General features: G+C 61.9%; 9 protein-coding genes. 6 read left to right on the forward strand and 3 right to left on the reverse strand.

Annotated features, from left to right (window positions below):
• Positions 1 to 1,870: 1,870 nt before the first annotated feature.
• A complete protein-coding gene (locus tag HX811_RS32360; RefSeq protein ID WP_371132487.1) occupies positions 1,871 to 2,506 on the forward strand; it encodes a methyl-accepting chemotaxis protein in 636 nt (211 codons plus the stop codon).
• On the opposite strand, the gene HX811_RS31720 is transcribed toward HX811_RS32360, so the two are convergent.
• From HX811_RS31720 to HX811_RS31730, 3 genes are read right to left on the reverse strand one after another with little or no spacing between them, the layout of a single operon-like run.
• Entirely contained in the window at positions 2,487 to 3,755 is a 1,269-nt protein-coding gene (locus tag HX811_RS31720) for an EAL domain-containing response regulator (RefSeq protein WP_177048872.1), read from the reverse strand. The genes HX811_RS32360 and HX811_RS31720 overlap by 20 nt on opposite strands.
• Before the next feature lie 9 nt (positions 3,756 to 3,764).
• The gene (locus HX811_RS31725; protein ID WP_177048874.1) at positions 3,765 to 4,148 is read right to left on the reverse strand and encodes a response regulator; all 384 of its coding nucleotides are present in this window, start codon (positions 4,146 to 4,148) and stop codon (positions 3,765 to 3,767) included.
• Positions 4,133 to 5,488 carry a HAMP domain-containing sensor histidine kinase gene (locus HX811_RS31730; protein ID WP_177048876.1) on the reverse strand — a complete coding sequence of 452 codons (1,356 nt, stop codon included), beginning with the start codon at positions 5,486 to 5,488 and terminating at the stop codon, positions 4,133 to 4,135. The genes HX811_RS31725 and HX811_RS31730 overlap by 16 nt, the downstream gene beginning before the upstream one ends.
• A 409-nt stretch (positions 5,489 to 5,897) precedes the next feature.
• Between HX811_RS31730 and HX811_RS31735 the strand changes: the two genes are divergently transcribed.
• The 5 genes from HX811_RS31735 to xylB are packed head-to-tail and all read left to right on the forward strand — an operon-like array spanning position 5,898 to position 11,890.
• Positions 5,898 to 7,430, forward strand: a complete 1,533-nt coding sequence (locus tag HX811_RS31735; protein ID WP_003209705.1) for a sugar ABC transporter ATP-binding protein — start codon at positions 5,898 to 5,900, stop codon at positions 7,428 to 7,430.
• A 25-nt stretch (positions 7,431 to 7,455) separates the two neighbouring features.
• The gene (locus tag HX811_RS31740) at positions 7,456 to 8,424 is read left to right on the forward strand and encodes a hypothetical protein (protein ID WP_003209708.1); all 969 of its coding nucleotides are present in this window, start codon (positions 7,456 to 7,458) and stop codon (positions 8,422 to 8,424) included.
• A 33-nt stretch (positions 8,425 to 8,457) separates the two neighbouring features.
• Positions 8,458 to 9,399: an ABC transporter substrate-binding protein gene (locus tag HX811_RS31745; RefSeq protein WP_177048878.1), complete on the forward strand. Its 942-nt coding sequence runs from the start codon at positions 8,458 to 8,460 to the stop codon at positions 9,397 to 9,399.
• A 21-nt stretch (positions 9,400 to 9,420) separates the two neighbouring features.
• Positions 9,421 to 10,413: a LacI family DNA-binding transcriptional regulator gene (locus HX811_RS31750; RefSeq protein ID WP_177048880.1), complete on the forward strand. Its 993-nt coding sequence runs from the start codon at positions 9,421 to 9,423 to the stop codon at positions 10,411 to 10,413.
• A gap of 1 nt (position 10,414) precedes the next feature.
• Positions 10,415 to 11,890, forward strand: coding sequence for a xylulokinase (gene xylB / locus HX811_RS31755; protein WP_177048882.1), 1,476 nt, complete (start codon positions 10,415 to 10,417; stop codon positions 11,888 to 11,890).
• Positions 11,891 to 12,008: the final 118 nt, after the last annotated feature.

Genomic DNA, 12,008 nt, shown 5'->3' on the forward strand with positions numbered 1-12,008 from the left:
CGAGGCGCCGACAGGCGGGGCAGAGCGCTTTGGTTACTTTGCCGCTTTTGCAAAGTGACTCGCTGTAAGAGCGAAACCATAAGCCGCCGTTACCCAAATAACGGATATGCCCTCAAAAGTCCGCCGATATTCGATCTCGAAAACCACGGCCCCCCCTGGGACATCCCACCCGACAAGCGATCTCACTGCCACCCGCTGGTGCATGCTCTTGATTGCATGCAGCTTTTTGTAGCGAGGAAGCTCGCTCCCGTTGACCCGCATGACAGGCCAGGCAGCCTAATCAATAGCAAGCTAGCTAATTGGCGCATTAATTGCCTTGAAATATGGCAATTAGACATCACTCCCGGAGTCCGCCATGAGCAGCCTGTCGAGCAGCACGATGCAGTTATCTTCCGCCGAGAAAAGCTGGCTGCCCTGGTGGGGCAAGACCGGCAAGTTCGCCATGGGCTGGTCCTGCCACCTCAACCGCGCGGTGTACCCGGTGATGGAGCAAACCTTCGAGGCCATTGCCGAAACCCGGGTCAAACTCCTGCAAACCTGGACCCGCGAACAGTGGGAACATCTCAACGAACTGGCCACGACACTGGCCCGCGATTCCGTGCTCACCGACAACAGCCTGCTGCTGGAAAAACTGCACCAGGCCGGGGATTTCTCCGAGCTGTTTATCGTCGACCCAAAGGGCGAATTACTGGCGAGTACCTGGAGCCAGGCCAGTCAACGCGCGCTCAATCAACAAGCCCTGGCCGCCGGGCTCAAGGCGCCATTCCTCCACGGTCCCTACAGCGACCCGCTGACCTTGCAGATCGGCCCTTCGTCTTCGCGCTTCCATGACGAAGTGACCCTGATGTTCTACCAACCATTGACCCGCGAGGGCAGGTTGGTCGGCTGCCTCTGCGGTCGGGTGCCCAACGACATACTCGGGGATTTGATCCAGCGCGAGGCCGGGCATATCTTCCCCGAGTCCGGCGATAACTACCTGTTCATGGTGCAATCGCGCTTCGACCCGGCGCTGCAGCCGGGCATTGCGCTGTCCCGGTCACGCTTCGAGGACGGCACCTTCACCCACGGCGAAAATCTCAAGAGCGGCGTGCACACACCCTGGAAAACCGTACAGATCCAGCGCCACACCGAGCTGGAATTGCGGTTTATCGACCCCGCCACCCAACAACTGCACCCCGGCGTGCGGGAAACCATCCGCAAGGGCTCGAACCTGTTTGTCACTTATCCCGGCTATTCCGACTACCGTCACATCCCGGTGGTGGGCAAGGGCGTGACCTTCGAACTGCCGGGCTCGCCGGATCGCTGGGGCATGATGTGCGAGGCCGACCTGGAAGAGGTCTACCGCCGGCGCTCCCTGAGCCACGGCTTGATGAAGCCCTATCTGGCGACCATGGCCGGCCTGTTTGCCTGCAACTTCCTGGTCCGTCACTACAGTGGTTTGCCCGCCGCCTGGACCGATGCGTGCGAGGTGCTGAGCATGGTCGTCGCGGCCTTGCTGTTCAGCCGCCTGGGCCCCAGGCGCCTGGCCGCACGCCTGAATGAAATGACCGAGGTCATCCGCACCATTGCCGAAGGCGAGGGCAACCTGCGCCAACGCCTGGACAGCGGGCGCATGGTCAACGACGAAACCGGCGACATGAGCCGCTGGATCAACAGCTTCATCGACCGCCTGGATTCGGTGGTCGGCCAGGTGGTCAAGGCCAGCCACAGCGTTGGCAACACCAACCAATTGATGCTCGGCCGCAGCGAGGCGGCCGGGTTGATGTCCCATGAAGTGGCCGACGCGACCCACCGCATGATGATCATCGTTGAAGAGCAACTGGGAGAAATCCAGCAAGCCTCGGTGAGCGCCGAGCAAATGAAGCAGGCCATGGACGAGGTGGTCAGCCGAGCCCGCGAGCAATTCCTCGCGGTACAGGTCGGCACCCAGTCGATTCGCGATGTGGTGCAGCGCTCCTCGGAAAGCGTGCAACTGCTGGACAGCCGCATGGCACAGATCAGCAACATCACCGGGTTGATCAGCGACATCACCAACCAGACCAACCTGCTGGCCCTGAATGCGGCCATCGAAGCGGCGCGGGCGGGCGAGCATGGCCGCGGTTTTGCGGTGGTGGCCGACGAAGTCCGCACCCTGGCGTCACGCACTTCCAAGGCAGCGGAAGACATTCGCCAGATGGTCGAGGGCCTGCAAGGCGAAACCCGCAAGGCCGTAGGCTTCATGGAAAACGGCGTGACCAACGTCGACAGCAGCCTGCGCCTGGCCGAGGACGCCTCCTCGGAGAACGTGCACCTGCACCAGGCGGTGGAGAGCATGTTCAGCATCATCCAGCAGCTCAACGCCCGCAGCCTCGACTATGGCAAGACCATCAAGCAGGTCAGCCACTCTTCGGAGCAAATGCGCCTGACCGTAGGGGTGTTGCAGACCAGCGCGGAAACCGTGCGGGTCAATGCCAACAAGTTGCAGAAGCTGGTGGGGTTGTTCGAAGTCAGTGAGGCTGCGGCCTGACCAGGCTGCGCTTATCCAGCAGCAGGCGCTCCAACTCCTTCATCGGCAAAGGCCGGCTGAACAGATACCCCTGGATCTGATCGCAGCCGGCTTCCCGCAGAAACTCCAGCTGCGCCTGGGTTTCCACGCCTTCGGCCACCACTCGCAGCTTCAGGCTGTGGGCCAGTTCGATGATGGTGCGGGTGATAGCCGCGTCCTGCGGGTTGCTGGTGACTTCGCGGATAAACGCGATATCGATTTTCAGCGTATCGATCGGGAACCGCCGCAGGTAGGCCAGGCTGGAATAGCCGGTGCCGAAGTCGTCGATGGAGATCTTCACCCCCATCGCCCGCAGGCGCTGCAAGCTGGCGATGGTGTGCTGGGTGTTCTCCATCAGCGAGCCTTCGGTCAATTCAACTTCCAGCCAATGCGCTTCTACGCCGGCCTGGGCGAGGGACTGGGCGATATCGGCAATCAGGTCGCCCTCGATCAATTGATGCCCCGAAACGTTGACCGATACCTCCACCGCGCCCACCGTGCCGGATTGCCAGGCTGCGATCTGGCGGCACACGTTGTCGATCACCCAACGCCCGAGCGTGACGATCAAGCCCTGGCTTTCCAGGATCGGTATGAAGACCGCCGGAGACACTGCACCGTAACCAGGCCGGTCCCAGCGCAGCAGGGCCTCAAGGGCGCACACCTGACCGTTGGCCAGTTCGACCTTGGGTTGGTAATGCAGCACGAATTCTTCGCGCTCGACCGCCACGCGCAGGGCTTTTTCCAGGTCCAGGCGCGCCAGGTCATGCACATTCAGCCGCGAGGATTCATGTTGGTGGTGTTTAAGTTGCTGCTCCAACAACAGGCTATGGTTTTTCAACTGATCGCCGTGGGCCTTGAGCCGCAGCAGGTTGCGCACCCGTAGCCATAACTCGACCCGTTCCACCGGCTTGCTGATGAATTCTTCAGCACCGGTTTCCAGGCCACTGAGCCGCGCGCTGGACTCACTCAATGCCGAAAGCATGATGATCGGAATGTTCGCCGTGGCCGGGTTGCCCTTGAGCTGGTTGGCCACTTCGTAACCGTCCATGCCCGGCATCATGATGTCCAGCAGGATCAAGTCCGGCGGCCGTTGCGCCACCACCTGCAAGGCTTCTTCACCACTGGCGGCGCTCACGGTCTGGTAACCCTCGTGGCGCAGCAGGGTTTCCAGCAGCTTGCGCACCTGGATTTCATCATCGACGATCAACAGCGTTGCGGGTTGGCTGGCCATGGAGAGGACTCAAGTCGGAGGAGTAATGTGCTTCTGCAGCAGCGTATCGATCACCTGGTACAGCTCTTTGTAGCGCAGGGGCTTGATGATGTAGGCGTCGCAGCCGGCCCGCAGGGTCTTGTCACGGTCTTCCTTCATGGCCATGGCCGTCAGGGCGATCACCGGGATGTGCGCGGTATGAGGGTCCTGCTTGAGCAGTGACGTGGCTGCCAGGCCGTCCATGCCCGGCAACTGGATGTCCATCAGGATCAATGCCGGTTGTTTTTCCCGGGCCAGGGTCAGCCCGGTCTCGGCATCGGCGGCCCACAACACGCTGTGGCCGGCGTTCACCAGCAACAGGCGGGCGAGGCGCATATTGGCCTCGTTGTCTTCGACGATCAGGATTTCGGCCATGGGGCCTCCGCATCTGCGGCACGGTGCAGCGGCAGCCACACCACAAACCGCGCGCCTTCGCCTTCGCGGCTGGCCACGGCGACACTGCCGCCGTGCAGGTCGGTGAGTTGCTTGACCATCGCCAGGCCCAGGCCCGTGCCTTCGAATTTGCGCGCCAGGCTGCTGTCGATCTGGCTGAAAGCCTTGAACAGCTTGCTCATGTCGTGCCGGGCGATCCCGATGCCGGTGTCGCTGACGCTGAATTCCAGGAACTGTTGGTGCTCGCTGGGTTGCAGGGCAAAACCGTAGGTGGGCCAGTCGCCGGGAACCTGCCCGACTTGTGCACGACTCACCTCGCGCACCGACAGGGTCACGGAGCCGCCGTGCTCGCTGAACTTCACCGCGTTGGCCAGCAGGTTGTAGATGATCTGTTTGGTCTTGCGCAGGTCAAGTTCCAGCGCGCCGAAGTCGTCCGGGCTTTCGAGTTTCAACTGGATGCGCTGCAATGCGGCCTTTTCCCGCACGATCAGCAGGCTGTTGGCCAACAGGCCGGCCAACTCCACGGCTTCCAGTTCCAGGTCCATCATGCCGGCCTCGACCTTGGACAGGTCGAGGATGTCGTTGATCAGCGACAGCAAGTGCTGGCCGCTGGTGAAGATATCGCCGATGTACTCGCGCTGGATATCGCTCATGTCGCCCACCAGGCCGTCCTTGAGCGCCTCGGAAAAACCGATCACCGCATTCAGCGGCGTGCGCAGCTCGTGGGACATGGTGGCAAGGAACTCGGACTTCATGTGGCTGGCGTGTTCCAGCTCCAGGTTTTTCTCTTCCAGGGCACGCTCGAAACCTTTGCGTTGCGCCTCTTCCTGCTTGCGCGCGGTGTTGTCGGTGCCGATCAGCAGGTAGCCGATGATCGCGTCGTTGCGGTTGCGCAGGGCGGTCACCGACACCATGGCCGACAGGCGACTGTTGTCCTTGCGGATATAGGTCAGTTCGTAAATGTCTTCGATGCCCCGGGAGGCCTTGAACACCAGGGCCTCAAAGCCCGGCGTGATCGGTGTGTCCAGTTCCAGGCTGAGGGCAGCGGCGCGGGTGATCAGCTCGGCGGGGTCGGAAATGTCGGCCGGTGTGACGCGGTTCAGCACATCGGCGGCGGCGTAGCCAAGCATGCGTTCGGCGCCGACGTTGAAAATCTGGATTACGCCTTTTTCGTCGGTGGCGATGCTGGAGAAGTAGGCGCTGTTGAAGATCGCATCTTGCAAGGCGCCGGCCTTGAGCAGGGTTTTCTGGCGTTTGAATTCGACGATTTTTTCAGCCCGGGATTGCGGCTCCGCCGGGCTGTCGACTGAAGAGTTGTCCATCGTGCAGTGTTCCGTGAACTTCAGGCCCGACGCTGCCAAAGGCGGCGCCGCAGAGCATGCTCACAGAAGATCGCGCAGGCGCGATGAGGAGGAGATGAGGTCTTTGGACGATAGCAGATAAACCGCAACCGACAGGGATCGTAGTGGCCAAACGCGGTGTTATTTTTAGAAAAACACTCAATCGGATAGGTGAAGGTGGAAAAACGGCGGTTTTATCTGCAATTAGTCACTCCAGGTCGCTGGATGAACATTTATTCATCAGGTGAAACGTTTAATCAAACGATAAACGGCTGACGCAAGCGCTTGCGTAAGCAAATGTATCTGATTAGAGTCGGCAGCAATCAGGTCTGCCGATGACTGCCATTGGCAAACGCCCGAACACAACAATAATAAAACCAGGAGCTCAGTCATGAGCCTTGAACCCTTGCTTGAAATGCAGGGCATCAGCAAGACCTTCAACGGTCTGCGGGTGCTCAAGAACGTCAGCCTGAAGGTCTACCCCGGTGAAATCCACGCCTTGATGGGTGAGAACGGCGCCGGCAAATCGACCTTGATGAAGATCCTCTCCGGTGCCTACCAGGCCGACGACGGCGGCACCATCCGCATCGATGGCCAGCCCGTCGCCAGCTACAACCCAGCCTCCGCCAAAGCCCTCGGCATTGCCGTGATCTATCAGGAACTCAGCCTGTGCCCGAACCTCACGGTGGCCGAGAACATTTACCTGGGCCGTGAACTGCGCCGTGGCTGGACCATCGACCGCAAGGGCATGGAAGCCGGGGTGGCCGAGGTGCTGGCAAGGCTCGGTGCGGAGTTCCTGCCCACCACCCGCGTCGCCAGCCTATCCATCGCCGAGCGCCAACTGGTGGAAATCGCCCGGGCCTTGCATGCCCACGCAAAAATCCTGGTGATGGACGAGCCCACCACGCCGTTGTCCTCCCGGGAGACCGACCGCCTGTTCGCGCTGATCAAACAGCTGCGCAGCCAGGGCCTGGCGATCATCTACATCAGCCACCGAATGGCGGAAATCTACGAGCTGTCGGACCGGGTCTCGGTGCTGCGGGACGGCGAGTACGTCGGCGAACTGGCGCGGGACGTGCTGTCGGCCGAAGTGCTGGTGAAGATGATGGTGGGCCGCGACCTGTCAGGTTTCTACAAGAAGGAACATGCGGCCTACGACCCCGGCCAGGTGGTGATGCGCGTGCGCGACATGGCCGACGGCAAGCGCGTGCGCAACTGCAGCTTCGACCTGCACGCCGGTGAAGTGCTGGGCATTGCCGGGCTGGTGGGCGCTGGCCGTACCGAACTGGCACGGCTGATCTTTGCCGCCGACCCACGCACCTCCGGCACCCTGGAGGTGGTCGGCAAAACCGTGACCCAACTGCGCAACCCGGCGGATGCGATTCGTGCCGGTGTCGTCTACCTCACCGAGGACCGCAAGGCCCAGGGTCTGTTTCTCGACATGAGCGTGGCCGACAACATCAACGTCTGTGCGTGTGTGCCGGATGCCCATGCCGGTGGCGTGCTCGACCGTGGCCACGCCGCACAACGCTCACGCGATGCGATCAAGTCCCTGTCGATCCGCGTGGCGTCGGGCAAGGTCAACGTCGGCGCGTTGTCCGGTGGCAACCAGCAGAAGGTGCTGCTGGCACGGCTGCTGGAGGTCAAGCCGCATGTGCTGATCCTCGACGAGCCCACCCGTGGCGTGGACATCGGCTCCAAATCCGAGATCTACCGCATCATCAACCAGTTGGCCAAGGCCGGCGTAGGCATCGTGGTGATCTCCAGCGAACTGCCGGAAATCATCGGCACCTGCGACCGCGTGCTGATCATGCGCGAAGGGCAACTGGTGGCCGAAGTGGGCGGGGCATCGGGGCTGGATATTTCCCAGGAGGCGATCATCGACCTCGCCACCGGCAGCGAACAGGTGGCCGCCCATGGCTAATTCAACGACAAGCGGGAGCAACACCATGACTGTGGCAACGATCGGCAAGGCTGAGCGTATTCGCGAACTGATGCGCACGGTGGGCATGTTGCCGGTGCTGGTGCTGCTGCTGGTGGGCTTTGCCCTGGCCAGCGAAAACTTCATGACGGTGCAGAACCTGTCGATCATCACCCAGCAGGCGTCGGTCAACGTGGTGCTGGCGGCGGGCATGACCTTCGTGATTCTCACCGCGGGCATCGACTTGTCGGTGGGAGCGATTCTTGCGGCTTCGGCTGTGGTTGCGTTGCAAGCGTCGATGTCACCGCAGTTCGGCATGTTCGGGATTGCCGCCGGAGTTGGCTTCGGCCTGTTGCTGGGCCTGGTCAACGGCGGCCTGATCGCCTTCATGCGCCTGCCGCCGTTTATCGTCACCCTGGGTGCGCTGACCGCCATGCGCGGGTTGGCGCGGTTGCTGGCCGACGACAAGACCGTGTTCAACCCTGATTTGCCGTTTGCCTTTATTGGCAACGATTCGGTGCTGGGCGTGCCTTGGCTGGTGATCATCGCCGTGGCCGTGATCGCGCTATCGTGGTTCATCCTGCGGCGCACGGTGATGGGGGTGCAGATCTACTCCGTGGGCGGCAACCCGGAAGCGGCGCGGCTGTCGGGGATCAAGGTGTGGAAGGTCCTGCTGTTCGTCTATGCCATGTCCGGTGCGTTGGCCGGGTTGGGCGCGGTGATGAGCGCGTCACGCCTGTTCGCCGCCAATGGCCTGCAACTGGGGCAATCCTATGAGCTGGATGCGATTGCCGCAGTGATCCTCGGCGGTACCAGTTTTACCGGCGGCGTCGGCACCATCGGCGGCACGCTGATTGGTGCGCTGATCATCGCGGTGTTGACCAACGGCCTGGTGCTGCTGGGCGTCTCGGATATCTGGCAGTACATCATCAAGGGCATCGTGATCATTGGCGCGGTAGCGCTGGATCGCTATCGCCAGTCCGGTGCGCGGACCTGATTTCACTCAAACAACAATCACAAGAGAGTCATCATGAACTTCAAACGCATGTTTCCTGTTGTCGCCTCCCTGGGCGTTGCCGTGTTGATGTCCCAAACCGTAGAAGCCCGTGAACTGAAAGCCATCGGCATCAGCATGGGTTCCCTGGGCAACCCGTATTTCGTGACCTTGGCCGACGGTGCCACGGCGCGGGCCAAGGAGCTGAACCCGGCGGTGAAAGTCACCTCGGTGTCGGCCGACTATGACCTGAGCAAGCAGTTCTCGCAGATCGACAACTTCATCTCGTCCAAGGTCGACCTGATCCTGCTCAACGCCGTCGACCCGTCGGCCATGGCCTCGGCGATCAAGAAAGCCCGCGACGCCGGGATCGTGGTGGTGGCCGTGGACGTCGACGCCAAGGGCGTGAATGCCACGGTGCAGACCGACAACGTCGAGGCCGGCAAGCTCGCCTGCCAGTTCATCGTCGACAAACTGTCGGGCAAGGGCAATGTGATCATTCAGAACGGCCCGCAAGTCACCGCCGTGACCGATCGGGTCAAAGGCTGCAAAGCCGCGCTGGCCAGCGCCCCGGAGATCAAGGTGCTGTCGGACGACCAGGACGGCAAGGGCTCCCGCGAAGGTGGCTTGAACGTGATGCAGGGTTACCTGACGCGCTTCCAGAAAATCGACGGCCTGTTCGCGATCAACGACCCGCAAGCCATCGGCAGCGACCTGGCGGCCAAGCAACTGAAACGCAGCGGCATCATCATCACCTCCGTGGACGGCGCGCCGGACATCGAGAATGCCCTGAAGACCGACACCCTGATCCAGGCCTCCGCCAGCCAGGACCCATGGGCCATGGCCCAGACCGCCGTCAATGTCGGCAATGACATTCTCAATGACAAACAACCCGCCGAAGCGGTTACCCTGCTGGCGCCAAAATTGATCACCCGCGATAACGTCGGTTCCTACAGCGGTTGGTCCAGCAAACATTAAAAGAAACCAGGAGTGAGCACCGTGGCAACCATGGAGGATGTGGCAAGAATTGCAGGGGTGTCGACGTCGACGGTTTCCCACGTCTTGAACGGCACCCGCAAGGTCAGCCCGGACACGGTGCAAGCGGTGCAGAGCGCGATCCGGCAGGTGGGCTACATCCCCAATACGCTGGCGCGCTCGCTGGCTCGATCCACCACCAATACCATTGGCGTGGCGATCTCGGCGCTGTCCAACCACTACTTCAGCGAAACGGTGCACGCGATTGAAACCGAGTGCGCCAAGCACGGCTACATGATGTTGTTTGTCGATACCCACGACGATCCCGAACAGGAACTGCGTGTGGTCACGGCGCTGCACCATCGGCGGGTGGACGGCATTCTGCTGGCGCCGTCTACCGGTTCGCTGGCCCTGGAATACCTGCAGGCCAATCAAGTGCCGGCGGTGCTGGTGGATCGGATGATGTGTGATCGTTTCGATCAGGTCGGGGTGGAAAACACCCAGTCGACCCAGGCCCTGGTGGCGCACTTGATCGAGCATGGCCACCGGCGCATCGGCTTTATTTCCGGGCGCGCGGGGCTCGGCACTTCCGATGAACGAGTGGCCGGCTATCAAGCCGCGTTGCAGGCGGCAGGGTTGGTGTTTGACCCGCAGTTGCTGGTCAACGGCGGCTCCAGCAGCGAGCCGGCACGGCAAGCGACCGCGCAGTTATTGGCCCTGGCAACACCGCCCACGGCAATCATGGCGGGCAACAACCTGATGACCCTGGGTGCGATGCACGCCTTGCGTGATGCGAATATCGACGTGCCCGGGCAGATGGCCCTGGTGGGCTTCGATGATTTTGACTGGGCGGATTTCTTCGTGCCACGCCTGACCCTGATCGCACAGCCGGTCCAGGAACTCGGCGCCCGGGCGGTCAACCTGCTGCTTGAGCGCATGGCGTCGCCCAAGCGTAAAACACACAGCGTGCGGCTCGCGCCCACCCTGAAGATTCGTAACTCATGCGGCTGCCCCTGATATGAACAACGCGGTTTCCCTTGGCATTGATCTCGGCACTTCGGAACTCAAGGCGATCCTGATGGACCAGCAAGGCAACGTCCTCGCCCATGCGGGCGCGCGGCTGACGGTCTCGCGCCCGCACGCAGGCTGGTCCGAGCAGGTACCTGAGGATTGGTGGCAAGCATGCCTGAAGGCCTTGGACCAACTGCGCACTGATCAGCCGGATGCCTACGGCCGTGTCGGCTGCATCGGGTTGTCCGGGCAGATGCACGGGGCGGTATTGCTGGGGCAAGACGACCGGGTGTTGTACCCGGCGATTCTCTGGGATGACTCCCGTGCCATGGCCCAGGCTGAAGCCTTGGGCAGTGAGTTTGCCGACGTCACCGGCAGCTTGCCGATGGCCGGTCTCACGGCGCCCAAGCTGCTGTGGTTGCAGGAGCATGAACCGGCGGTATTCAGCGCCATTGATTGCGTGCTGTCGCCCAAGGATTACCTGCGCCTGCGCTTGAGTGGTGAGCGCGTGAGTGATGTGTCCGATGGTGCGGGGACGCTGTGGCTGGATGTGGCCAACCGTGAATGGTTTGAACCGATGCTGCAGGCCACGGGTTTGCGGTTGGCGCAGATGCCACGGCTGGTAGAAGGTGGCGCGGCCAGTGCTTGTTTGAATGCGGCTGCGGCGGGGCGACTGGGCTTGGCCGAGGGCCTGGTGATTGCCGGCGGTGGCGGGGACAACCCGGTGGCGGCGGTGGGCATAGGGGCGGTGAATGCGGGTGATGCGTTTATCACGTTGGGGACGAGTGCGGCCATCGTGGCGATTACTGATCACTCGGCGGGGAATCCGGCGAGTGCGGTGCATAGTTTTTGTCATGCGTTGCCTAATCGCTGGTACACCATGGGCGCCATGCTGGCCGGGGCCAGTTGCTTGCGGTGGGTGACGCGGTTGACGGGGTCGGTTGATGAGCAGGCGTTGCTGGATCGGGTGCAGGCCGAGTGGCCGATCGGGCAGGGCGTGCCGGTTTCCAATCCGTTGTTTTTGCCGTATTTGGCGGGGGAGCGCACGCCCCATAACGACCCGTTGTTGCGGGGTGGTTTCATGAGCCTGGGGCATGACTGCACGCCGGCCATGCTGGGTTATGCGGTGATGGAGGGGGTTGGGTTCGGGTTGTTGGATGCGCTGAGTGCGGTGCAGTCGGCCGGGGCCTCGGTGGGGGCTTGTGCGTTGGTGGGGGGCGGGGCGCGCAGTGAGTATTGGGCGCAGTTGCTGGCCAATATTCTTGGGCGGGAGATCTACACGTTGCACGGGAGTGAGTTGGGGGCGTGTATTGGTGCAGCGAAGTTGGGGTTCCTGTCGAGCGGCCAGGGCACGGCGCTGTTGCAGGCGGGGATGCCGGTGAAGCAACGGTTTTTCCCGGACGGCGCTCAACAGGCTGTTTTGCAGGCGCGATATTTGAAGTTTCGGGGGTTGTTGGGGGCGGCTAAGGCTTTGCACGATTAGGGAAGTTTTGGGTGTATATCCGTTATTTGGGTAACGGCTGCTATTGGTTCCGCTCTTACAGCGGCTCACTTTTGAAAAGCGCAAAAGTAAGCAAAACGCTCTTGCCCCACCACTCGGC

The organism is Pseudomonas sp. F8002 (assembly GCF_013385495.1).
Taxonomy (GTDB): Bacteria; Pseudomonadota; Gammaproteobacteria; order Pseudomonadales; family Pseudomonadaceae; genus Aquipseudomonas.